Below are 24,138 nucleotides of genomic sequence, written 5' to 3' on the forward strand. Positions count from 1 at the left end.
GATGATAGATACACTTAAAAGGATATTTGGGCTGGGGCCCAAGACAGACTATGCCGGACTACTTCAGCAAGGAGCTGTAATTGTAGATGTGCGCACCAAAGGAGAATACAACGGCGGACACATTAAAGGTTCAAAGAATATTCCGTTAAACAGCCTTGGTCAAAACCTTAAAAAGGTTGGAAATAAAAATAAACCGGTGATCACTTGTTGTGCCTCGGGCATGAGAAGCGCTTCGGCTAAAACTACCCTTGAAATGGCAGGATTTACACAAGTCCACAACGGGGGCGGCTGGAGAAACCTTCAGAATAAAATAGGATGAAAGACAGGATATTAAAAAACTGGACGTGGGTACGTGCTGCCTATGTGATCATTGGGCTACTGGTAACCTTCCAGGCGGCCAGTGCAGAACAGTGGTGGGGACTTGGCTTAGGAGTTTACGTCGCCGCTATGGGAGTCTTCGGCTTTGGTTGTGCAGGAGGGAATTGTGCAGGAGGAAATTGTGCCGTAGAACCTGAAAAAGATCAGAAAATCTCAAACTAAACAACTTTAACTTTACCAATAACTTATAGTCATGGAAGAACATATCTATACCGTAGATCTTAGCTGGAAATCGGACCGTAAAGGGGAAATCTCCTCGCCCGAACTCAATGAGAAAATTGAAATAGCTACCCCTCCCGAATTTCCAAAAGGAATGGCCGGCATTTGGTCTCCGGAGCATCTTTATACGGCGGCAGTGAACAGCTGCTTTATGACGACATTTTTGGCTATTGCCGAAAGTTCAAAACTCGAATTTAAGAGCCTTACCTGCCCTGCAAAAGGCAAATTGGCCAAGCAGGATGGAAAGTTCGTGATGTCCCAGGTCATTCTTGAGCCTGTACTTACCATCTTCAATGAAGAGGATAAAGAGAAGGCTGAAAAAATCATGATCAAAGCCGAAAGAGCCTGTCTAATAACAAATTCTATAAAAGCTGAAGTTATTTTAAGACCCCAATTAGAATTGGCAGAATCTTTGGTATAATAGTTATAACAGTATCCCCCCACACTGTAGATCCCGCCTGAAGATATTTTTCTTCGGTGGGATCTTTTTTTTACCATTGACCTTGTTTTAATCGCTATTTTTAGAAGATTAATTCCATTTCAATGGATCAAATAGAAGAACAAACACCAAATTGTGATGTACCGGCACTTTGGCTGGAACATAAAACAGCTCTTAAAAATTATATTCTTAAAAGGGTCAGGGACGAAGATCTTTCCAATGAGATCCTGCAGGAAGTGCTCCTGAAGGTTTACAAATTTTGTTTATCTAAATCGGGCGTAAAAAATGTGAGGAGCTGGCTTTACCAGATCGCTCACAATACCATGATCGATCATTTTCGAAGAGAATCAAAAAATGCAGGACTCAAGACAGAATTGGAACTTATTGAAGAAGATGAAAACCTCGCCTTCAATGAAGCTCTTGAATATATTCAGCCTTTACTGGATTTTCTTCCTGAAGAATATGCTACACCCCTACGGATGGCAGATCTTGAGGGCATGAAACAAGCCGATATTGCAAAGAAACTTGGCCTTAGCCTCACAGCAACCAAATCCCGTATCCAGAGGGCACGAAATCTTCTAAAAGCTGAATTTATAACCTGTTGCCATTTCGAAACTGATGCTACAGGTGGCCTGGTGGCATTCTCAATCAAAGAATCCTGCACTCCTTTACAGCAGATCTCGAATAAAAATAAAAATTCTGCGTCTTTTTAAAACTTCTTACGTCTGGAATGTAAAACCATAAAAATTTAAACCATGAAAACATTCCACGTACATGTAAGAGTAAAGGATCTAAATGAGAGCATTGAGTTTTACAACGCTCTGTTCAACACATTACCCGCGGTTATAAAACCAGATTATGCCAAATGGATGCTGGAAGATCCAAGGATCAATTATGCCATCTCTACCGGCCACGCCGAATTAGGAATCGAACACCTGGGCCTTCAAACCGATAATGCAGAAGAGCTTAAAGAGATCTACTCCAATATGCAGCAGGCAAAAGGTACTATTAGAGAAGAAGGAGAATGTACCTGTTGTTATTCCAAAAGCCAAAAAAGCTGGATCACAGATCCACAGGGAGTAGACTGGGAAGGGTTTTTCACCTATGGAAGTGCTACAGTTTATGGAGAAGGAATAAATGCAAAACCGGCTCCCCAGGTGATGGAACAATGGACCGGGAATGATGGAAAAGCAGTAGAAGAAATAAATAATACTGCAGCTCTTGAAGAAAAGTTTGAAAATATTTCCACTTGTAGTACTTCCGGCTGTAACAAAAATTAAACTTGGGAGTCTGTATAAAAAATAAGTGAAAAAGAAGCATTTTTAAAAGGACAGGTTTTGAAGAAACCGAAACCTGTCCTGATTTACAACCAAAATAATATCATCAAAATGAGAAGACTTTTTATTTGTTTGGCACTTTTTATTTTTTTTCTTAATCTTTTCGCGGGGGAAAAGATGATCACCACCTCAGATGGGGTACAGCTTTACGTAAAAGTGGAAGGTAAGGGAACTCCACTCCTGTACATACATGGCGGCCCGGGTTCGGGAAGCTATTGGTTTGAGAAGTTGACCAGGGACTTTATGGAAGAAAATTTCACCATGATCTATCTCGATCAGAGAGGTGTTGGCAGATCTCAAAGTGCTGCCGATCAAAATTACTCAATGGAGAGAATGACACTTGATTTTGAGGAAGTAAGGAAAGCATTGGGATTTGATAGCTGGTTGACACTGGGGCATTCTTTTGGAGGAATCTTACAAATGGGTTATGCTGAAAGATATCCAGAAGCCCAAAAGGGCATGATCATGTTAAACTGCACCATCAATTTACAAGAATCTGCCTGTGAGAGTTGGATACCCAAGGCGGCTGAATTTGTTGGAGAAAGTTATACCTGCACGGGAGATACAGTGGCAATTCCTCAGAGAATGAATGAATTTGGCGGAAAATTACGGGAAAAAGACCTGTTCTGGAAAATGGGTTCAAGAGATCCTAAAACTTTTCCGGAGCTGGATAAAATTTCAGCTGAAATAGAAAACTTCAATTTTGACTTTGGGAGGTACGCCATGGATAATCCCGACTACTGGAAGAATTTTAAACCTCTGACTTCAACAATGGAAATGCCGGTACTTTATTTCTACGGTAAGACAGATTTTATGGTGGGACCGCAACATTATGAAGATCTGGAATTCAAGAATTTGTTGTTATGGGAGAATAAAGGCGGTCATATCCCCTTTATAGAAGACAAAGGAGACATGGAAAAGGCAATTTTAGCCTACACTGCAAAATATAGTTTGTAAGATAATTGTTTGAGGGAACAGGTTGTCGGAAATTCGTTTCCGGCAACCTTTCTATTTTTACTGAATAGTTTCCAATCCACTTCTGGGGGGTGCCGAAAGTTCTTCGGAAGGAAGCTCGGGAAGATCAAAATTCCTTTTATCTCTCCGGTATTCGGTTACATACCTGCGAAGGGTTTTCATTTCTTCTGCATTCAAATAATTTGAATTAGGATCCTCTGCCAATTCCAGCCAGGGAACAGAGCGATCAAAATCGTAATCTCCAAACACCATAAAAGGGGTTCCATTCTTTCTAACCACCTGTCTTTTTCCATCCAGCTTCCATTGATTCGCCCAATTGTAGATGGTTATCGCGTCATCTTTACGCAACCTTACACAGGCGTGACTGGCGGGAAAGCCGGGCATGGAATATTGGTGTACTCCTACCCCTTCAAAATTCATAAAATTGAAATAGTAGGGCATTATCCACGATTGATCTACAGTACTTATTTTGCTGCGGGCCTTGTAATTTCCATAAAAAAGTCCTGCAGGAGTTGGGGTAGATCTCTTTCCCGAACTCACCGGCCCCCATTTTAGCAACTTCCCATTCTCATACAGCGCAAATCCCTGTATCCTTCTGGAAATAAGCACTACTTTTGGAATAGAGTCGAGCATTTCAAAATTTTGAGGAAAAGGCGAATAATCTAAAAAATTAATAGTGAGGGTGTCGGGAATTACCAGCTTGTCTCCTGCTCTTAAACGATAGGCATCTTTTCGGTTAATGCCAAGAATGAATTCCTGTTGCAGTTCAGAAAACCTGGTCTTGAAGCTGTCGATTTGAGCTATGTTCTCCAAACTGTCAATATGGTAAGTTACAAAAAGTGGCAATTCCCCTACCTCCTGGGGAGGTGACGGCTTTACAGTATCTGTATGGATTACTTCGGGGGAATTATGCTGAATTGGTGAAGCCCCTTCAGATCGCTCACAGGAACTTCCTCCGGAAAGAACCAGAATTCCGAAAAGAAATTTTATCAGATATGTTTTGCCAAATTCCATGGGGGTTGGGTTTTCGCCTGTATTTGTTACTGTTCCGAAAAATGCTAATTATTTCCATTAATGGGCGTTAACCGTTAGCCAAAGCTTACATAAATTTCCTTAATTTTTAAATCTTTTCCTAATTAACCTGAAGTTATTTAAGGTTCAAAAATGACATTTTTAGTAGCTGATTTTTAGGAAGAACGCTGGGAAGATTCCTCAAAAATTTCATAAAATTTCCAAAGTAATTAGCAAAATATTAATACCTTGTGAGCATCAAAAAAATGCGACTATGAAAATTCTGGTACTTTTTTTCTTTATGGTTCTAGGAACGGGACTTATGGCACAGGAGGCCCCTGTTACTTTTGAAAGTAAAGGCATCACCTTCTCTGGTGATCAAAGTGTGCTGCGCAAGGACAAACAAATTGTGGAGCTTACCGGTAATGTTCATTTCACTACTTCTATAGTAGAAATTGAAAAGGCAGAGAAAATAGTTTATGACAAGAAAACAAAAACCTTTACAATAAGTGGCTTTAATGAGCTGATGCTAAACGGTAAAAAGCGTTTGGCTTCAGACCTTGGTTCTACCACTCTTAAAATTGATCTTGGTGGCAGTATCGCATATCTAGTGGCCGAATCTAAAAATTGCAAAGACGGTAAGGGTAAAGGCTGCTAAAAGATAATGTCTACAGCTTATTTTAGGGACGAAGATTTTTCTGCAAAAGATTTTTCTAAAAATCAACTCCCGGAGGGGGAGTACGAAAACTGCAATTTTAAAACCCTTGACCTCTCCGGATGCAACCTCTCAAAAATGACATTTTCTGAATGTATTTTTGAAGCATGTGATTTAAGCAATTCCAAAATAAAAAACACCTCATTTAGAGAAGTCTGCTTTAAAGACTGTAAATTAATGGGGCTGAATATCTATGAATGCGATCCTTTCTTATTGTCATTTTCGTTTGAAAGTTGCCTCCTCAGCTTTTCTTCCTTTTCCAGACTAAAAATAAAAAATACTTCTTTTAAAGATTGTAAGCTTATACAGGCAGATTTTTCTGAAACCGACCTTACTTCAGCAGATTTCACCAACTGCGATCTTAGTGGTGCCATCTTCTACAATACCAGGCTGCAAAAAGCGGATTTCGCCACTTCTCAAAACTTCAGCATTGATCCTGAAATAAATGATATTAAGGAAGCGAAGTTTTCTTTAGAAAATATTCCTGGACTATTGGAGAAGCATAAAATTAAAATAATATAGTTAGGCGTATGGTGGGTTTCAGCAATTCTCATATTCCGGTCATTAACGGCGCGGTTGTTGCCTTATGTTATACCGGCAGATAAAAAGCTTATCTTTGCCATCTTCTTTACGAGATACACGGCAGGTTGTAAGCCGGTTCAGAATTAAAAATAGCAGCTGTTTCAAGAAAATGCAACGTCTTTTCCAGCATTTCACATAATACACTTTCATGTCTTTTAGAAAATTAGAATTAGATGAGGCCTTACTAAAGGCGCTCGACACCCAGGGATATTCATCTCCCACCCCAATACAGAAACAAGCAATACCGGTAGTACTTTCAGGTAAAGATCTTTTGGGAGTAGCCCAAACCGGAACAGGGAAAACAGCCGCATTTGGCCTGCCGATCCTTCAATTATTAAATGAGAAAAAGTTTTCCAACAAAGGGATCAAGGCTTTGATCCTTACCCCTACGCGAGAACTGGCCATACAAATAGATGAAAGCCTCGCAGCTTATGGAAAACACACCAGGTTAAGCCATTCGGTTATTTTTGGTGGTGTCTCCCAGCATACGCAGGTCCAGAAATTGAAACGCGGTGTTGATATACTTGTTGCCACCCCGGGCCGTTTGCTCGACCTGATGAACCAGGGTTTTATAAACCTGAAGTCTCTTGAATTCTTTGTCCTGGATGAAGCTGACAGGATGCTGGACATGGGTTTTATACATGATGTAAAAAAGGTGATCAAAAGCCTTCCTGAAAAAAGGCAGACTCTTTTCTTTTCGGCAACCATGCCCGAAGAAATTCAGAATCTTGCCAAGATGATGCTTAAAAACCCCGTAAAAGTGGAAGTTACTCCTCCTTCATCTACGGTAGACAAGATCCAGCAACGGGTTTATTTTACAAACAAACCTGACAAACGAAAGCTACTGCTCCACCTTTTGGAAAGCAACGGTATTGAAAATGCGCTTGTTTTCACCCGCACCAAACACGGGGCCGATAAAGTGGCGAGGTTCCTTGACAAAGCAAAGATAAATTCGGCAGCTATTCACGGAAATAAAAGTCAGAATGCCAGGCAGAATGCACTCAAGAACTTCAAAAACGGAAATTTAAGTGTGCTCGTAGCTACTGATATCGCCGCCCGCGGAATTGATATTGATGAGCTGGGACATGTTTTCAATTTTGATCTACCTAATGTTCCTGAAACTTATGTACACAGAATTGGCCGAACCGGTCGTGCAGGAAACGAAGGAATTGCAATTTCATTTTGCGCCGCAGAAGAACGCAAGGAACTTAAGGATATTGAAAAACTGGCTGCAATAAAGATCCCGGTAATCGATGGACATCCTTACCCTATGGACCTTAATGCAGAACCCGCTTCGGCACCTGCACAAAATCGAAACAAAAATAACAGGCAAAGAAGAAGACGCTAATTTCGAGTGGTCAGTGATCAGTGATCGGTTGTACGTCCCTGATATAGGTTGACCACTAAAATCAATTTGTATGAAACCCAATGTACGATTATTGCGAAAATCTCGTCAGTATTCAGTAGAGTTTAAGAAACAGATTGTTGCTGATTTTGAAAGTGGAGAGTTTAGTATCAATCAACTTTCGAAGCTTCATGGAATAGCTAATCAGGTCATTTACCGATGGATTTATAAATTTTCTACCTTTAACGAGAAAGGTTTTAGAGTCGTAGAAATGAAAGACAGTAGCAATAAAAAGATGCAAGAGCTGGAATCCAAGAACAAAGAACTGGAGGCAGCTTTAGGACGTAAACAGATACAGCTGGATTATCTTGAAAAGATGATTGAATTGGCTAAGTCAGAGCTCGATATCGACATTAAAAAAAACTACAGCACCCCACAGTCAACTGGTTCAGGAAAAACAAAGAAAAAGTGAGTTATTCCATGAACCAATTCTATGAAGGTATCGGGATCAGTAAACAAACTGTACATCAATATGCACGAAGGCAAACTGTATTTGATCATCGCCTGATGCAGTTGATGGAAGAAGCTGATGACCTTCGAGAAGACCATCCTGGTTGTGGGGTGGAGAAAATGTACTATACTCTAAAGCCTGATTTTATTGGAAGAGATCGCTTTGTTGATACTTTTATGCAACTAGGTTATCGTCTTAAAAGGAAGAAGAATTACAGCCGCACCACTATTGCGGGTAAGATCTACTATCCAAACAAGATAAAAGGCATAGAGATCAATGCACCTTCGGTGATCTGGCAAAGTGATATCACTTATTACCGGGTAGGAGATAAATTTTATTATGCAGTCTTCATTATAGATGTCTACACTAAGAAAATAGTTGGCTATGAAGTCTCTGATCACATGAGGGGGACAGCAAACCTGAAGGCTTTAAAGATGGCTTTAAAAGACAATAAAGCTCCAAAGATCCATCACTCAGATCGAGGGAGTCAGTACACTTACAAATCCTATATTGATCTTTTAAAGTCCAATACAACGACGATCAGTATGGCTTTAAGTGCCCAGGATAATGCTTATGCCGAAAGGATCAACAGAACGATTAAAGAGGAATATCTGGATCACTGGAAACCACAAACTTTTACTCAACTTAAGAGTCAGGTGAAAAAGGCAGTGAAGAACTACAATAGTAAAAGATCACATGGTCACTTAGGAAAAAGAAACTCTGAAGAGTTCATCAATTATTGGTTAACCCTCGAACCAGAAGAGCGACCAGTAATTACTATTTTTGATAATGAAAATTAACCTTTAAACCGGTCAACACTAATCAGGGAAGTTCAGGTTTGGCAGGAAAATATTTTAATAATTAAGAGTCTACTCCAGAGGAATAGACTCTTATTATTTGCTTCAGCTTCGGAATTCAAACAAATGGCTACTGCTGTCATTCATTTTTACCTTTTTTCCTCTATAAAACACATATTTTGTCCCTACGGGACAATTGATTTCGGGATATTTTTCTACCAATATGTGCGTCCCTACGGGACAAACTTAATAAACAAAATAATCCTCCTATTCATCTAATTGAAGAAAAGCATCTTTGTATCAAAATAATAGCAGCGGCAACTTCTAACTTCGTACTTCTACTGTCGTACTTCAGAATTACCTTGCCAGGTAACCTCCATCAATGGGATAATAACTTCCGGTAGCGAAAGAAGCTTTGTCACTTCCCAGCCACAGGATCAATTCGGCCACTTCTTCACTGCGACCCAAACGACCTATAGGGTGCAGGGAAATAAGCTGGTTCTTGATTTCATCATCCAACTGGTCGAGCAATGGAGTGTCTATAAATGCAGGTCCTACGGCATTGATCCTTATCTTTTGGGCAGAGTATTCCAGTGCTGCCGTACGAGTCATACCAACAGCGGCATGTTTAGCAGCCACGTAGCCCGCCGATCCTTCAAATCCAACGCTTCCTAAAATAGAGGAAATGTTGACGATACTGCCCTGTCCATTCTTAAGCATAGCTTCGATTTGGTACTTCATGCCATAAAAAATACTGTGGAGATTAATATCAATTACCCTATGCCATCCTTCCAGGCTCATGTCCACAATCTTATTGGCTTCCCCGCCGATCCCGGCATTATTCACAGCAATATCCAGTTTGCCGTAAGTTTTTACAGCGAAATCAACAAGTGCCTTATTTTCGGCTGCCGAGGCCACATCAGCTTTAAAGAAGCTGGCTGTTCCTCCTGCTTTGATTATGCGTTTCACCACTTCCTCCCCGGCTTCAGTATTAATGTCTGAAACCACAACCTGTGCACCTTCACGGCCAAAGAGGATCGCTGTGGCTTCACCAATTCCCGAAGCCGCGCCGGTAATTATTGCTACTTTATTTTTCATGAGAGATGTAATTTAATTAGTGTAAATTAAATAAAGTAGCATTAAGAAAGCATGACCAAAGTCAGTAAGACATAGGAAAGGCAACAAAAATTTGTTATTTTAGAGTGGTATGAAAAAAATGATTTCAGGAGTAAGCATTGAGCTGCGCCAGGGGGATATAGCTAATCAGGCAGATTGTGATGCTGTGGTTAATGCGGCAAATGCCCAACTAGAATCTGGTGGCGGAGTGGCCGGCGCCATACATCGCGCTGCAGGCCCCGGTCTTGCCAAAGAAGCGAGACCATTGGGACCTATAAAACCGGGGCAAGCTGTGATCACCGGCGCACATGATCTACCGAATAAACATGTTATTCACTGCCTCGGTCCTGTTTATGGAAAAGATAAACCTGAAGGGGAATTACTCTCCAGGTGTTATGGGAATGCTTTGGATCTTGCAGAACAGAATGAGGTGAATTCTATTTCTTTTCCTGCAATTTCCACAGGGATATTCGGCTATCCTGTTGAAGAAGCCGCAAAAGTGGCCTTTTCAACCCTCATAGAAAAAATATCCCACCTCAAGAAAGTGAAAAGGATCGTCTTTGTGCTGTACAGCAATCAGGATCTGGAAACGCACAAAAGAGTCCTCGAACAAACTTTACAGGGAAAGGATTATCCGGGTTAAAAAGTTGCGGGTTGCGGGTTGCAAGTTTGTGGACTTCGGAACCTTTCAGCTTAAACATTCGACTTTGACCTTTGATCTTAAAATCTTGAACTTTGAACCCGAAACCTTCTAGACCTTCACTATCATCTTACCCACGTTCTTTCCTTCAAAAAGACCAATGAAAGCTTCAGGAAGCTTTTCAAAACCCTCTACCACTGTTTCATCATATTCCAGGCTTTCCTCCTTCAACCAGGTACTTAATTGCCGCAGCGCTCTTCCGAAGTCCTTGGCATGATCCCGAACCAGGAATCCCTGCATTAAAGCTGTTTTCTTGATAAGAATACCTTCAGGTCTTGGACCGGTAGGAACCTCAGTTTCGTTATAAAGGGAAATGGCTCCGCAGTTTATAATTCGTGCGTCTTTATTTATAGTTTGCAACACAGCATCCAGGATCTCCCCTCCCACATTGTCGAAGTAGACATCTACCCCATCGGTACAGATACGTCTAATAGCATCTGCCATATTTTCTTCTTTATTATAATTGAGGCCTTTATCAAAACCGAATTTCTCCTCTATATGTTTAACCTTTTCATCGCTTCCGGCAATTCCAACAACCATACAGCCAAGGATCTTACCGATTTGTCCGGCTATACTACCTACTGCCCCGGCAGCACCCGAGACGACAAGGGTTTCCCCCGGTCTTAGGTTTCCAATCTTATCCAAAGCGAGAAAAGCGGTCAAACCTGTTAGCCCCAGCACCCCAAGGAATGCAGGTAACGGTGCCATATCCCGGTCCACCCTGTTCAAACCTGTACCTTTAGATAACTGTAATTCCTGCCACTTCAACATACCCGAAACAAATTCCCCTTTCTGGAAATTTTGATTTTTGGACTCTACGACTTCAGCAACAACCATGGATTCCATAGGTTCATTCAGCTTAAAAGGCGGAATATATGATTCCTCATTTCGCATTCTTCCGCGGAGATAGGGATCTACAGAAACATAATGCGCCTTAAGAAGAATTTCTCCTTCCCCGGGAACCGGATCCTTCTCCTGAATCAACTCAAAATCGGATGTAGAAGGTTTTCCAGCCGGACGATTTTTAAAAAGAATAGTTTTGCTCATTATTGGTTAGTTTGTATTGAAGATAGTTTTTATTCAGCATTTTTACAAGTGGGTGCGGCTAATTCAAAATGAGTCTGAAGAATGAAAACCTTAAACCGATAAAAAACAAAAAACCTCCTTAGTTGCCTAAGGAGGTTTTAATTATTTTAAAACTTCAAAGAATTATTTCTTCCCTTCCATTTTATCTTTCAACGCTTGAAGCTCTGAGTTCACATCACCCATAGTGGTGTTCCCCTGAGACTGTTGTGCAGCAGCTTTCTTCTGAGCCTGCTTAACAATTTGTTGCTCTTCTTCCCTGTGAATAGCAGTGTGAGATGCTACCACTCTCTTGAATTCTTTGTTGAATTCAATGATCTGGAATTCTGCAGTTTCTCCCTGCTTCAGTTTGCTTCCGTCTTCTTTTTCAAGGTGACGTTGCGGCACGAATGCAGTGATATCTTCATTAAAGTCAATAGTTGCACCTTTGTCAACGATCTCTGTAATTGCAGCTGTGTGCGTAGTACCTACAGCGAATTCAGTTTCGTATTTATCCCAAGGGTTAGACTCAGTTTGCTTGTGTCCAAGGCTCAACTTACGTCCTTCAACATCAAGTTCAAGAACTACAACCTCAAGTTTATCACCTACGTTAGTGAATTCACTTGGATGCTTGATCTTCTTAGTCCATGAAAGGTCTGAGATATAGATAAGTCCGTCGATTCCTTCTTCAAGTTCTACGAACACTCCGAAGTTAGTGAAGTTACGAACGATACCTGTGTGTCTAGAACCTACAGGATACTTAGAAGTGATGTCAGTCCATGGGTCTGGAGTCAATTGCTTGATACCAAGAGACATTTTTCTGTCTTCACGATCTAAAGTAAGAATCTGTGCTTCAACCTCATCTCCAACGTTCACGAAGTCCTGAGCTGAGCGCAGGTGAGTACTCCATGACATTTCAGAAACGTGGATAAGACCTTCAACACCTTCAGCAACTTCGATAAATGCACCGTAATCTGCGATCACCACTACTTTACCTTTTACTTTGTCACCAATTTTAAGGTTCTCGTCAAGAGCTTCCCATGGGTGTTTGCTAAGCTGCTTAAGACCAAGTTGAATTCTTGTTTTAGCCTCATCAAAGTCAAGGATAACAACATTCAGTTTTTGATCAAGCTCAACGATCTCATTCGGGTGGTTGATACGAGACCATGAAAGGTCTGTAATATGAACAAGTCCATCAACACCTCCAAGGTCAACGAATACACCGTAAGAAGTGATGTTCTTAACAGTACCTTCAAGTACCTGACCTTTTTCAAGCTGCCCAATGATCTCTTTTTTCTGCTCTTCGATATCTGCTTCGATAAGCGCTTTGTGAGAAACAACAACGTTCTTGAATTCGTGATTGATCTTAACCACTTTGAATTCCATTGTTTTTCCTACATATGCATCGTAATCCCTGATTGGCTTCACATCGATCTGTGAACCAGGAAGGAAAGCTTCGATTCCAAATACGTCTACGATCATACCACCTTTGGTACGACATTTAACATATCCATTCACGATAAGACTTTCATCATGTGCTTTGTTCACACGATCCCATGCCATAATAACACGAGCCTTACGGTGAGAAAGGATCAATTGTCCTGTAGCATCTTCACGAACATCGATCAATACTTCTACCTCATCTCCAACTTTAAGATCTGGGTTGTAACGGAACTCGTTAAGAGAGATTACACCTTCACTTTTTGCATTGATGTCGATGATCGCATCACGATCTGTCAGGTTGATCACAGTTCCGGTAACAACTTCATCATTTAAAGTGTCAACGAAATTTTCTGCTACAAGCTTCTCAAATTCTTCCAGCTTTTGATCGTCGATAGGATCAATTCCTTCTTCGTAATTGTGCCAGTTGAATTCCTTTAAGAATTGCTCAGGATCTTGTTGCTGCACCTCTGCATCAGGTTGAGATTTAGTCTCCATTCCTGCTACGGGTTGAATTTCAGCGTTTTCAGAACCCTGAACTTCTTGATTTTTGTTTTCTTCAGCCATTGCTGATAATTAATTTGTATCCTGTATTCTTCTGGAAGATGTTTGCAATAAAAGAACTACAGAAGTGTTTATAATATTGATTTTCAACCCTTTTAGTCCTCCGACCTATTGCTAAAAGGAGCGCAAAAATACAACTATTTTTTACAAATAACAATGAATAGATATGAGATTTTAGACGTGAGATTTGAGACAATAAAATTTGGTAGACAGGGGCCTTTCCAACACCGGATTTCTTTTGCCACGAATCACGAAAAATCTTTTTTAAGACAACATTACTGAAATCTTTCGTCCCTACGGGACGTGTTGTTTGCGGGTGGGCATTGTTCTATACCGATATGTTGTCCCTACGGGACATTTTGGTGGGGCGGGATCTTTTTCTACCTATATATTATATTGTCCCTATGGGACAATCCTGGGTGTGGTGGTGCTTCTCTTCTACCGATATATTGTCCCTACGGCACAAGAGAATGGTAGAGATAGAAGCAGTCATCTTCAAATTTTCAAATCGACAAATCTTCAAATTTATTTCTTGGAATTTGGTGCTTGTAAATTGGTGCTTATTGATAATTGTTAATTGCTAATTGCTTCACTGTAAAGCTCCAGTATCTTCTCAAATTGTCCTTCCAGAGTAAGGTGAGAGTTGTCAATTTCTTTAGCGTCTGAAGCTTTTACGAGCGGGGAATCTTTTCTTGTGGTGTCTAAAAGGTCTCTTTCTTCGACATTTTCAAGAACTTCCTCATATGTGACTTCTTCCCCTCTTTCAGAAAGCTCTTTAAATCTTCTCTGGGCGCGCTCCCGTGCGCTGGCTGTCATGAAGATCTTGAGTTCGGCATCGGGGAAAACAACTGTTCCTATGTCGCGGCCGTCCATCACAATTCCTTTTTCCCTTCCCATTTCCTGCTGTTGAGCCACAAGCATTTCCCGAACTTGGGGCACTGCAGCCACTTTACTTACATACTGGGAAACTTCCATTTGACGGATCTCCTTTTCCACATTCTCACCATTAAGATACATTTCACCAAAACCAACTTCAGGATTGAAGATGAACTTCAGTTTTATCAGCTGTAGATCGGCAATAAGTGCAGCGAAATCGAAAGCTTCTTCAGAAATGTATTTTTTCCGAAGCGCATAAAGCGTAACAGCCCGATACATCGCACCGGTATCAACGTAAACGTAGCCCAATTCTTTTGCAAGCTGTTTGGCTACAGTGCTTTTCCCTGTAGATGAAAATCCGTCTATCGCGATGGTGATCTTTGTTGTCATAAATATGGTTCTTCAGCAAAAAATTGAGAAAAAGCTCTCAAAAATGCCATTTTTGGCAATTCAGCAAAAATAAGCATTCAAAGCAGGTTTTAAAGAAAAACCTCTCTAAATAAAAAAGGCCCCGGAATTTCCGGAGCCTTTTGCTAACATGGTGTTTACTATAACTTCTTCGGATTCTTCACCTTTTCATCAAGAATAGCCAGATCTATAACTTCAGACATTTCCTTTACATAATGAAAGGTAAGTCCTTTTAGGTATTCCTCCTTAATATCCTCAATATCCCTGCGGTTTTCTACACAAAGTATGATCTCCTTGATATGAGCTCTTTTTGCAGCAAGGATCTTCTCCTTAATTCCGCCAACGGGCAGCACCTTACCACGCAGGGTGATCTCCCCGGTCATAGCGATATGTTTCTTCACTTTTCGCTGCGTGAACAGAGACACAAGAGAGGTCAACATTGTAATACCCGCACTTGGACCGTCTTTTGGCGTAGCTCCCTCGGGCACGTGGATGTGTACATTGTACTTTTCCATTACTTCGGGATCAATTCCAAGTTCTTCGGCATTACCTTTTATATACTCAAGGGCAATAGTCGCCGACTCTTTCATCACCTTCCCGAGGTTACCGGTGATATTTAGAGATCCTTTTCCTTTGGAAAGAATGGATTCAATAAATAAAATATCGCCTCCAACCTGAGTCCAGGCAAGTCCTGTAACAACACCCGCGGTTTCATTATCTTCATATTTATCACGCTCAAGTTTAGGGCTTCCAAGCACATCAAGAATATCTGAATCCTTTACCTTTTTATTGTACTCCTCTTCCATCGCAATATTTTTGGCGGCATGTCGCACCATTTTTGCGATCTGTTTTTCCAGACTTCGTACACCCGATTCCCGGGTATAACCTTCTACTATTTTCTCGAGCTGTTTCTTACCAATTTTTAGATTCTCCTTGGTAAGACCATGTTCTTTTAATTGCTTTGGAAGTAAATGTTGTCTTGCGATCTCTACCTTCTCTTCAATGGTATAACCGGTCACATTGATGATCTCCATCCTGTCACGCAGTGCAGGCTGAATTGGGCTCAGGTTATTGGCAGTTGCAATAAACATCACTTTTGACAGGTCAAAAGGCATTTCCAGAAAGTTGTCATGGAATTCGCTGTTTTGCTCTGGATCCAATACTTCCAGTAAGGCCGAAGATGGATCTCCACTATGACCAATACTTAGTTTATCTATCTCATCCAGCACAAAAACAGGATTACTGGTACCTGCCTTTTTGAGGGATTGGATGATCCTTCCCGGCATGGCACCTATATACGTTTTTCTATGTCCTCTAATCTCGGCTTCATCACGAAGACCACCTAGTGAAATCCTCACGTACTCTCTTCCCAAAGCCTCGGCTATAGAACGACCAAGGCTAGTCTTTCCAACTCCCGGAGGTCCGTAAAGACAGAGAATTGGGGATTTCATGTCATTCCTTATTTTAAGAACAGCGAGATATTCAATGATCCTTTTCTTTACATCCTCAAGACCATAATGGTCACGATCAAGTATACGCTGCGCACGCTTAAGATCAAATTTATCCTTGCTGAAGTCATTCCAGGGAAGATCAAGAAACAGGTCTAAATAGTTCCGCTGAATCGAATATTCGGCCACTTGCGGATTCATCCGCTGCATTTTTGACAATTCTTTATTGAAATGCTCCTTTACATTCTCCGGCCATTTCTTCTTTTTTGCCCGTGCACGCATTTCCTCCACTTCCCCTTCATGAGAAACTCCGCCTAGCTCTTCCTGGATGGTCTTCATTTGCTGGTGAAGAAAATACTCCCGCTGCTGCTGGCTCATATCACTTTGCACCTTGCTCTGGATGTCATTTCTAAGCTCCATCTTATGGTACTCCACATTCATGAACTTAAGCGTGGAAAGGGCCCGTTCCTTAAGATCATTGGTCTCAAGCAATTTCTGCTTTTCTTCCACTGAAAGATTCATGTTGGAAGAAACAAAGTTGATAAGGAAGGACGGACTCTCAATATTCTGAATAGCAAAAGAAGCTTCCGAAGGAATATTTGGACTATTCTTAATGATTTGCAAGGCAAGATCTTTAATAGAATCAATTATAGCCCCAAATTCTTCATTTTCCTGTGCAGGACGTGCCTCGGGAACTTCAATGATCTTTGCCCTCAAAAAAGGTTTATCCTCAATTACTTCATCTATTTCAAAGCGTTTTTTACCCTGGATGATCACAGTAGTATTTCCATCGGGCATTTTAAGCACCCTTAGAATTCTCGCAACTACTCCAATTTTATTAATATCGGTTGCAGTTGGATTTTCTACCTTCTCATCCTTTTGGGAAACTACACCAATCACTTTGGTGTCGTTATTAGCTTCATTAATTAATTTAATGGAAGCATCGCGACCTGCCGTAATAGGAATCACCACCCCGGGGAAAAGCACTGTATTTCTTAATGGTAAAATTGGTAGTACTTCCGGGAGGTCTTCTTTGTTTATTTCTTCTTCATCTTCAGGAGTCATTAAGGGAATCAACTCTGCATCTTCATCCATCCCCTGTAATGACAGACTGTCAAGATTTGTAAATTTTGTTCTGCCCATATCTGTTTTTAAGTCAAACTGTCACTGCAGTTATTATGTCATTAATTTGCAAGTTACTTTAATACCTTTACTTTCATTGTAAAACAGGCAGTTAAAGCACATTTCACGGGCATTAATTCAATTGTTATGCCACGAAAAGAATAAATTTTAAAAGAAATTTCGGGTAAACTGTAACAATTGGAAAAGCAATCTATCTTTATTATAAAGCATTAATATTTTGACACTAACCACCACACATATTGATGAGCTTTTGGAGAAATGCCGTCGGGGAGACGAGCGGTCCCAGATGAAAATTTACAAGAAGTACAGCAAAGCGATGTACAACGTGGCGCTGCGCATTGTAAAGGATTCGGCCGAAGCCGAAGACATCATGCAGGAGTGCTTTTTAAAAGCCTTTGACAAACTGGACACTTTTGAAGGAACCTCCACATTTGGAGCATGGCTGAAGAGGATCGTGGTGAACCACAGTATTGGAGTGTATAACAAAAATACCCGCTATACAGAGGTTCAATATAACGACCAGTTCAAACATACTGCAGATGATAGTGAAGGAATAACTTCGGAAGAAGAGGACCAAAATCCCAAAGTAAAAATGATCTTAAAGACAATGGAATCATTAAAAGAAAATTACCGGGTGGCGCTTACCCTTCATTTAATTGAAGGTTATGATTATGAAGAGATCTGTGAGATCCTCAACATTACCTACGCCAACTGCAGAACAACAATTTCACGGGCTAAAGAAAGCCTGCGCACCAAATTACTGAGCTATGAAAACTAACAACGACCTAAAAGATCTGTTCGAAGGGCTGGATTTCGATGTTGCCGAGCCTGCATCACAGCACGAAGACCGTTTCAGGGAGAAATTGAGAAAACGGCCGCAAAAGAAAATGCCCCGGCACAATGGAGTTATTACCATGTGGCTCCCGGTCATGGCAATAGCGGCAAGCTTTCTTGTAGCTGTACTAATCTTCCAGGGCATCTTCACAACTCCCTTCTCACAGGAACAGGAATTGGCAAATGTGTCGCCGGAGATGAAGCAAACCCAGGAATTTTATTCTTCGGTGATCAGAACAGAGCTCGCAGCATTAAAGGAGCAAAAAACTCCCGAGACCGAAGCAGTCATAAATGATGCTTTAGCTCAAATGGATATTCTTGAAAAAGATTATGAAAATCTAAAAACAGATCTTGGAAAAAGTGGCCAGGATCAAAGAGTGATCTACGCCATGATCACCAACTTTCAAAAAAGAATTGACCTGTTAAAAATGGTTCTTGAAAAAGTAAATGACATAAACACCTTAAAAACCACCAATCATGAAAACAATATTATATAAAACTTTGATCCTCTTCTTTCTTATCCCGGCCGTGGCCTGTGCAGAAGGAGATTTTAAAGGAAAGTACACGAAACAGAAGCGTGTAAAGAAAGAATTCAATGTATCTCCTAATGACATGCTCAAGATCAATAACAGCTATGGAAACATTGACATAATAACATGGGACCAGAACCGGATAGTCATCGAAGTTCTTGTGCAAACAAACGGTAACGATGAAGAAAAGGTAGAAAAGCGCCTTCGGGAGATAGATGTTGCTTTTAACCAATCAAGTGGACAGGTAACTGCCAGGACTTTGTTTGAAAAAGATAATAATAATTCATTCTGGGGAAGTCTCTTTGGCGGTAGCAATAGCAACGTAAATATGGAGATCAACTACAGGGTGAAAGCTCCGGTAACCAACCGTGTGGATCTTTCCAATGACTATGGAAGCATCAACCTGGACAAGCTTGAAGGGGACGCGCACATCTCGGCTGACTACGGAAAAATAATGATAGGTGAACTTCATGGAAATAACAACAAATTGAATTTCGACTATACCCGAAACAGCAGTATTGGCTATGTAAAACGTGCAGAGATCAATGCAGATTACTCCGAGTTCACCATTGACGAAGCGGGAACACTGGATATAAGTGCAGATTACACAGATTCCAATATTCATAAAGTAGAGAACCTAAGCTTCAACAACGATTATGGGTCTCTAAAAGTGGAACGACTAAAAAATATCAAAGGACAGGGCGACTATCTTGGAATAAAATTGGGCCTTGTTTATGGAAGCGTGGATATAAGCATGGATTATGGTTCCCTGGTAGTACAAAAGATCATGCCCAGCTTTAAGGACATGAACATTAACAGTGATTATACCGGTATAAAAATTGGTTACGATCGCCAGGCCCCTTTTAGTTTTGAAGTGAAATCTTCTTTTGGAGGCGTGAATGGAATTAATAACAGTAGCTTTACTGTGAATAAGCGCAATCAAAGCGGCAGCGATAATTACTACCAAGGTTATTACCGCAGTGAAAACACCGGTGGAAGGATCTATGTGAACTCCAGCTTTGGAAGCGTGTCCTTTACAGACTAATTATAAAACAATATCAATCATCAAAATAAACATAATCATGAAAAAATCATTTATCACTCTTTTCCTTGCCCTTCTTTGTGTAACAGCAACCCAGGCCCAGTGGTGGCAGGGATCGAAAAAAATTGAAGGTAACGGGAATATGGTTACAAAGACCAGGACAGTTTCAAGTTATGACGAAGTTTCCCTTACCGGCTCCATGGACGTGATCCTGGTAAAAGGCAGGGAAGGAGCAATAAAAGTTGAAGCCGAGGAAAACCTGCAGCAACATATTTTAACTGAAGTAAATGGAGGCAGATTAAAAATTTCGGTTGAAAAAGGCTACTCTTTAAATCCTTCCCGAAACCATGATATTGTGATCACCGTTCCTTTTACAGATATTGAAGGATTAAGTTTAACAGGATCTGGGGATATAAGATCATCAGATATGGTGACTGCCGAAAATTTCTCCATCGATATCACGGGTTCAGGAAATGTGCAGCTTCCGCTGAAGGCGAAAAATACTTCAGCAAATATTACCGGCTCGGGAGATATTGACCTTAAAGGAAGCTCGGTTGATTTTGATTGCAAAGTGACAGGATCTGGCGACATAAGTGCCTTCGATTTTGAGTGCGAGAATGTGCAGGCTACGGTTACAGGATCTGGAGATATTGAGGTTTATGCTTCAGAATCTCTAAAGGCCAGAACCCCGGGTTCGGGCGATATTAAATACCGTGGAAATCCTAAAAAAGAAGATTTCAGGACTATGGGTTCGGGATCGATAAGTAAAAACTAAAAACTTTCAGCAGAATTTAAGCGGCTTAAAACCTTCTTTCACTCAGGTGTCAAAAAGGGGTTTTAAGCCGCTTCTTTTTTTGCCAGTTTTCCTGTGCGGGGAACCTTCAGCAATAAAAAAATTCCAATCAAAAAGAATGCGGTAAGAAAAAGAACGGAAAACCTTATGCTGCCAAAAACTTGGGTGACCAGACCATAGAGGGACATTCCTATTACGATCCCTATTTTTTCTGAAACATCATAAAAACTAAAATAACTTGTGGTGTCTAAGGTACCTTCAGGAAGCATTTTTGAGTAAGTAGAGCGCGAGAGGGTTTGGATGCCGCCCATTACCAGCCCTACAAGGCCCGCAGCAATATAAAACTGCATTGGCGTCTCCACAAAGAAGGCATAAATACATATTCCCATCCATATCACGTTCACCAGGATAAGCGTCTGGATATTTCCCATTTTTGAAGAGAGACGGGAGGTAATAGTCGCCCCTGCCACTGCTACAAGTTGAATTAGAAGTATACTTACGATTAATCCAGTGGTTGCATCCTGCCCGGTCCAGTTCACTTCCTCGATCCCAAAGTAGGTTGCGATCAACATCACAGTTTGTACTGCCATGCTGTACACAAAAAAGGCTCTTAGGTACTTCTTTAACTGCGGGTTATTTTCAAAGGATTTCCATATCATTTTTATCTCTCTAAACCCATTAAAAAGCACGTCCCTCGTAAGCTTTTCCTTTTTGTTTCCCTTCGGAAGGTAATAGTAGGTGATCTGGCTGAACCCTATCCACCATATTCCCGTGAGAACAAAAGACAATCGCGTAGGCATGCCCTCATCTTCGAAACCAAACCATTCATAATTGAGCACCATCACGAGACAAATGATCAACAGGACTACGCTGCCAATATAGCCAAGGGAAAAACCTTTTGCACTGGCTTTATCCTGTTGTTCAGGAAAAGCTATGTCGGGAAGATAGGAGTTATAGAATACCAGACTAGCCCAAAATCCCACAAGGGCCAGAAAATAACTCGTGAGACCAAACCATAGGTTCTCGATGGTAAACCAGTATAAACTTATACAGGACAATGCCCCGAGGTAACAAAAGAATTTTAAAAAATTCTTTTTGTTACCCACATAATCGGCAATGCCCGAAAGAAATGGACTTATCAAAGCCACTACCATAAATGCCAGGGCGGTTACATAACTTATAAGAGAATCATTATTAAAGTTGAACCCCAATAGCTCAACGGTGTCATGCACTACTTCCCCTTTCTCATTTTTCACAATAGTAAGTGCTGCATAGAATATGGGGAAAATGGTTGAAGCAATTACAAGGCTGTAAACCGAATTTGCCCAGTCATAAAAAGCCCAGGCATTGATTAATTTTTTACTTCCTTTCGGGAGCTTATTCATACGGGAGTAAATTAAAAGAGCTGCCAAAATTGGCAGCTCCTAAAATACTGTTTTTTTAATACCTCTATTGAAAGGAAGTCACTCCATATTTACGGGCCTCGGCTTTAGCCTGGGGAGCCCATTTTTCAATATTCTTGATCCTGGTTTGTGGATTTGGGTGAGTACTTAGAAACTCTGGCGGTGCCTGGCCTCCACTGTTCTGCTCCATCCTTCTCCATAAATTAGCAGCCTCTGCGGGGTCATATCCAGCCATAGCCATTAAGGTTAACCCAATTCTGTCTGCTTCACTTTCATGGCTTCGGCTAAATGGCAGCATTCCCCCAAGGTTGGTTCCCAGACCGTAAGCCTGTGCAATTATTTGCTGAGTACTTTCACTACGTCCACCCACTGCGGCTCCAACAACTGCTCCACCTACCTGCTGTAGCTGGGCTGCACTCATACGCTGGGCCCCGTGATTGGCCACGGCATGTGCTACCTCATGGGCCATAATGGCTGCAACCCCTGTTTCATCCTTGGCAATAGGCATGATCCCTGTATAAAAAGCGATCTTACCGCCAGGCATAGCCCATGCGTTCACTTGATCGTCATCTTTAATAAGATTAAATTCCCACTCGTAATCATTAAGATAACCCTGATAGCCATTGGCATCAAGAAATCTTTCAGCCGCAACAGCTACTTTACGTCCAACATTTTTAATCATATTTGCTTCTGAAGTATTTCGTACTATTTCATTTTGTTTCAGTACTTCTTCATACTGTTGAAAAGCGGCAGGAAAAATCTGGGAATTGGAAACAAAGTTCAGGTTTCTTTCACCGGTGAAAGGGTTCGTCTTACATCCCGCCATAAGCAGAACTAAACTAACCATTATTGTAATTTGTCTAAGTTTCATAATAAATGATTTTTGTTAAAGTTACTAAATCGCTCCTGCTCCGCCGGAAGCTTTAAATTAGGTTTAACAAAATACCTGCCAATTTTAAAAAGCCTTGACCGGTAAGGCTTCATATTCGTATCTTGCGATCTTTCACCTTTTATGACAAAACAGAAAAAAGACAAAACACCGGTACAGAGGCTGCTGGTGCCCTCGTATATTTTAGCCGCCGGAAAAATCCTTACTACTATTTCCCCTTTCCTTGCCAGCAGGTTTGCAGCAAAACTTTTTCTTACACCTTTTAAGTATAAGCTTCCTAAACGCGAACAAAAGATGGAGAGGGAAACCCAACAGGAAAAATTAATCCTACCTCACTTTCAACGTGAAATTGTAGTATATCATTACGGTAATTCCCCAAAAAAGATCTTACTGGCTCATGGCTGGAGCGGCAGGGGAACCCAACTTGCTGTTATGGCCGAAGAGCTTGTAAAAGCGGGTTATTCTACCGTAAGTTTTGATGCCCCTGCACATGGAAAAGCTTCAGGAAAAATGAGTATGATGCCGCATTTTATTGAAGCCATTGAAGTACTGGAAAAGAAATATGGGCCATTTGAAGCTATTATTGGACATTCCCTTGGCGGTATGGCTTCTTTAAAAGCCATTTCTGATGGCCTAATTGTGAAAAAACTTGTGATCATAGGGACCGCAAACAGTGTTACCCGCATCACAAAGGAGTTTGCCGGCAATATGAAAATGAACGATAAAGTGGCGGCAAAAATGAAATCCTATTTTGATAACAAATTTGGAGTGGATATGGACAGCCTCTCGGGTGCTGTTTCTGCTGAAGGCGTGAAAATCCCAACCCTTGTGGTACATGACGAGGATGATGTTGACGTAAGGATCAATTCGGCTTATGAGATCCATGAAAAACTGGAAAACAGCCAAATTCTTATTACCCAGGGACAGGGACACCGCCGAATATTAGGGAATACCCAAGTTATTAATAGAATCATTCAATTTCTTTCGGTATAGTTCTTGATTCTTCAGTAAAAAAGAATCATGAAAAGCATTTTTATCTTAGTTTTTTCCTTTCTCCTGCTTAGCTGCAACAGCTCTGCACAGGATTCAAAGAAGCAAAAAACCTATCCCGTTACTAAAACAGAAGCCGAATGGAAAGCCGAATTAAGTCCTGCAGCCTATAAAGTCCTGCGTGAAAAAGGAACCGAACGCGCCTTTTCCAGTAAGTTGAACCGTGTGGAAGACCCCGGCACCTTTGTTTGTGCTGCCTGCGGAAATGAACTTTACGAAACTAAACATAAATTTGACAGCGGTACCGGTTGGCCCAGTTTTGACCGCCCTATTAGTGAAGCCAATGTAGACTACCGGCCCGACAGAACCGGAGGATTCTCTGCACTGGAAGTTATCTGCGCAAATTGTGGAGGGCACTTAGGTCACGTTTTTAATGACGGTCCCAGGAATACTACCGGAAAACGACATTGTATCAACGGGGTGGCAATGAATTTTGTTCCGAAAGGTGAATAAGCAAAGTTTTTAGCATATAAAGTTTACCAATAGTTTAAGAGTACCTACACTCCCTATTTTTTATATTTAAAATAAACA

Annotated in this window: 26 protein-coding genes and 1 pseudogene; 19 read left to right on the top strand and 8 right to left on the bottom strand. The window is 41.0% G+C overall.

The features are described 5' to 3' along the window. Position 1: 1 nt before the first annotated feature. The 6 genes from LA313_RS04200 to LA313_RS04225 all read left to right on the top strand — a co-directional run bounded on the left by LA313_RS04200 (position 2) and on the right by LA313_RS04225 (position 3,330). A complete protein-coding gene (locus tag LA313_RS04200) occupies positions 2 to 319 on the top strand; it encodes a rhodanese-like domain-containing protein (RefSeq protein ID WP_228913418.1) in 318 nt (105 codons plus the stop codon). Then, positions 316 to 540, top strand: coding sequence for a hypothetical protein (locus LA313_RS04205; protein ID WP_228913419.1), 225 nt, complete (start codon positions 316 to 318; stop codon positions 538 to 540). The genes LA313_RS04200 and LA313_RS04205 overlap by 4 nt, the downstream gene beginning before the upstream one ends. 31 nt (positions 541 to 571) lie before the next feature. Then, entirely contained in the window at positions 572 to 1,018 is a 447-nt protein-coding gene (locus LA313_RS04210; RefSeq protein ID WP_228913420.1) for an OsmC family protein, read from the top strand. 122 nt (positions 1,019 to 1,140) lie between these two features. Further along, entirely contained in the window at positions 1,141 to 1,749 is a 609-nt protein-coding gene (gene sigZ / locus LA313_RS04215; RefSeq protein ID WP_228913421.1) for an RNA polymerase sigma factor SigZ, read from the top strand. A 42-nt stretch (positions 1,750 to 1,791) separates the two neighbouring features. Continuing rightward, a complete protein-coding gene (locus LA313_RS04220) occupies positions 1,792 to 2,316 on the top strand; it encodes a VOC family protein (RefSeq protein ID WP_228913422.1) in 525 nt (174 codons plus the stop codon). A gap of 57 nt (positions 2,317 to 2,373) precedes the next feature. Continuing rightward, entirely contained in the window at positions 2,374 to 3,330 is a 957-nt protein-coding gene (locus LA313_RS04225; protein WP_228913423.1) for an alpha/beta fold hydrolase, read from the top strand. A 57-nt stretch (positions 3,331 to 3,387) separates the two neighbouring features. On the opposite strand, the gene LA313_RS04230 is transcribed toward LA313_RS04225, so the two are convergent. Further along, positions 3,388 to 4,362: a L,D-transpeptidase gene (locus LA313_RS04230; RefSeq protein ID WP_228913424.1), complete on the bottom strand. Its 975-nt coding sequence runs from the start codon at positions 4,360 to 4,362 to the stop codon at positions 3,388 to 3,390. 271 nt (positions 4,363 to 4,633) lie between these two features. Here LA313_RS04230 and LA313_RS04235 point away from each other — a divergent pair, with 271 nt between their 5' ends. The 6 genes and pseudogenes from LA313_RS04235 (at position 4,634) to LA313_RS04260 (ending at position 8,312) form a co-directional block, all read left to right on the top strand. Beyond that, positions 4,634 to 5,017, top strand: coding sequence for a hypothetical protein (locus tag LA313_RS04235; protein ID WP_228913425.1), 384 nt, complete (start codon positions 4,634 to 4,636; stop codon positions 5,015 to 5,017). A gap of 6 nt (positions 5,018 to 5,023) precedes the next feature. After that, positions 5,024 to 5,230 (top strand): annotated as a pseudogene (locus tag LA313_RS16400) (pentapeptide repeat-containing protein); the annotation flags it as partial. A gap of 21 nt (positions 5,231 to 5,251) precedes the next feature. Continuing rightward, a complete protein-coding gene (locus tag LA313_RS16405) occupies positions 5,252 to 5,596 on the top strand; it encodes a pentapeptide repeat-containing protein (protein ID WP_228913582.1) in 345 nt (114 codons plus the stop codon). A 208-nt stretch (positions 5,597 to 5,804) separates the two neighbouring features. Continuing rightward, the gene (locus LA313_RS04250) at positions 5,805 to 7,004 is read left to right on the top strand and encodes a DEAD/DEAH box helicase (protein ID WP_228913426.1); all 1,200 of its coding nucleotides are present in this window, start codon (positions 5,805 to 5,807) and stop codon (positions 7,002 to 7,004) included. A gap of 70 nt (positions 7,005 to 7,074) precedes the next feature. Beyond that, positions 7,075 to 7,473 carry a transposase gene (locus LA313_RS04255; RefSeq protein ID WP_228913427.1) on the top strand — a complete coding sequence of 133 codons (399 nt, stop codon included), beginning with the start codon at positions 7,075 to 7,077 and terminating at the stop codon, positions 7,471 to 7,473. An 8-nt stretch (positions 7,474 to 7,481) separates the two neighbouring features. Continuing rightward, positions 7,482 to 8,312 carry an IS3 family transposase gene (locus LA313_RS04260; RefSeq protein ID WP_228913428.1) on the top strand — a complete coding sequence of 277 codons (831 nt, stop codon included), beginning with the start codon at positions 7,482 to 7,484 and terminating at the stop codon, positions 8,310 to 8,312. A gap of 354 nt (positions 8,313 to 8,666) precedes the next feature. On the opposite strand, the gene LA313_RS04265 is transcribed toward LA313_RS04260, so the two are convergent. After that, complete coding sequence (locus LA313_RS04265; RefSeq protein ID WP_228913429.1) at positions 8,667 to 9,407, bottom strand: SDR family NAD(P)-dependent oxidoreductase; 741 nt, start codon at positions 9,405 to 9,407, stop codon at positions 8,667 to 8,669. Positions 9,408 to 9,516: 109 nt separating this feature from the next. On the opposite strand from LA313_RS04265, the gene LA313_RS04270 reads away from it, so the two are divergent. Next, a complete protein-coding gene (locus tag LA313_RS04270) occupies positions 9,517 to 10,068 on the top strand; it encodes a macro domain-containing protein (RefSeq protein WP_228913430.1) in 552 nt (183 codons plus the stop codon). Positions 10,069 to 10,176: 108 nt separating this feature from the next. On the opposite strand, the gene LA313_RS04275 is transcribed toward LA313_RS04270, so the two are convergent. The 4 genes from LA313_RS04275 to lon all read right to left on the bottom strand — a co-directional run bounded on the left by LA313_RS04275 (position 10,177) and on the right by lon (position 17,066). After that, positions 10,177 to 11,172: an NADP-dependent oxidoreductase gene (locus tag LA313_RS04275; protein ID WP_228913431.1), complete on the bottom strand. Its 996-nt coding sequence runs from the start codon at positions 11,170 to 11,172 to the stop codon at positions 10,177 to 10,179. 162 nt (positions 11,173 to 11,334) lie between these two features. Continuing rightward, entirely contained in the window at positions 11,335 to 13,194 is a 1,860-nt protein-coding gene (rpsA, locus tag LA313_RS04280) for a 30S ribosomal protein S1 (RefSeq protein ID WP_228913432.1), read from the bottom strand. Between the two features lie 570 nt (positions 13,195 to 13,764). Continuing rightward, a complete protein-coding gene (cmk, locus tag LA313_RS04285) occupies positions 13,765 to 14,457 on the bottom strand; it encodes a (d)CMP kinase (protein WP_228913433.1) in 693 nt (230 codons plus the stop codon). Positions 14,458 to 14,615: 158 nt separating this feature from the next. After that, positions 14,616 to 17,066: an endopeptidase La gene (gene lon, locus LA313_RS04290; protein ID WP_228913434.1), complete on the bottom strand. Its 2,451-nt coding sequence runs from the start codon at positions 17,064 to 17,066 to the stop codon at positions 14,616 to 14,618. Positions 17,067 to 17,283: 217 nt separating this feature from the next. Between lon and LA313_RS04295 the strand changes: the two genes are divergently transcribed. From LA313_RS04295 to LA313_RS04310, 4 genes are read left to right on the top strand one after another with little or no spacing between them, the layout of a single operon-like run. Beyond that, entirely contained in the window at positions 17,284 to 17,844 is a 561-nt protein-coding gene (locus tag LA313_RS04295; protein WP_228913435.1) for an RNA polymerase sigma factor, read from the top strand. Further along, the gene (locus LA313_RS04300; RefSeq protein WP_228913436.1) at positions 17,834 to 18,397 is read left to right on the top strand and encodes a DUF4179 domain-containing protein; all 564 of its coding nucleotides are present in this window, start codon (positions 17,834 to 17,836) and stop codon (positions 18,395 to 18,397) included. Before LA313_RS04295 ends, LA313_RS04300 begins: the two co-directional genes overlap by 11 nt. After that, positions 18,378 to 19,475 (top strand): hypothetical protein, encoded by a 1,098-nt coding sequence (locus LA313_RS04305; RefSeq protein ID WP_228913437.1) that lies wholly within the window; start codon positions 18,378 to 18,380, stop codon positions 19,473 to 19,475. Before LA313_RS04300 ends, LA313_RS04305 begins: the two co-directional genes overlap by 20 nt. Before the next feature lie 37 nt (positions 19,476 to 19,512). Then, entirely contained in the window at positions 19,513 to 20,247 is a 735-nt protein-coding gene (locus LA313_RS04310; RefSeq protein ID WP_228913438.1) for a head GIN domain-containing protein, read from the top strand. A gap of 62 nt (positions 20,248 to 20,309) precedes the next feature. Here the strand turns inward: LA313_RS04310 and LA313_RS04315 are convergent, their stop codons facing one another. Then, positions 20,310 to 21,650 (bottom strand): MFS transporter, encoded by a 1,341-nt coding sequence (locus LA313_RS04315; protein WP_228913439.1) that lies wholly within the window; start codon positions 21,648 to 21,650, stop codon positions 20,310 to 20,312. A 64-nt stretch (positions 21,651 to 21,714) separates the two neighbouring features. Next, on the bottom strand, positions 21,715 to 22,539 hold the full coding sequence (locus LA313_RS04320) for a M48 family metallopeptidase (protein WP_228913440.1): 825 nt from the start codon (positions 22,537 to 22,539) through the stop codon (positions 21,715 to 21,717). A gap of 141 nt (positions 22,540 to 22,680) precedes the next feature. Between LA313_RS04320 and LA313_RS04325 the strand changes: the two genes are divergently transcribed. Together LA313_RS04325 and msrB are read left to right on the top strand one after the other, a co-directional pair. Then, entirely contained in the window at positions 22,681 to 23,550 is an 870-nt protein-coding gene (locus tag LA313_RS04325; RefSeq protein ID WP_228913441.1) for an alpha/beta fold hydrolase, read from the top strand. Positions 23,551 to 23,577: 27 nt separating this feature from the next. Continuing rightward, a complete protein-coding gene (msrB, locus tag LA313_RS04330) occupies positions 23,578 to 24,060 on the top strand; it encodes a peptide-methionine (R)-S-oxide reductase MsrB (protein WP_228913442.1) in 483 nt (160 codons plus the stop codon). Positions 24,061 to 24,138 lie beyond the last annotated feature (78 nt).

It is taken from the genome of Salinimicrobium sediminilitoris (genome assembly GCF_020866905.1).
Lineage (GTDB): Bacteria > Bacteroidota > Bacteroidia > Flavobacteriales > Flavobacteriaceae > Salinimicrobium > Salinimicrobium sediminilitoris.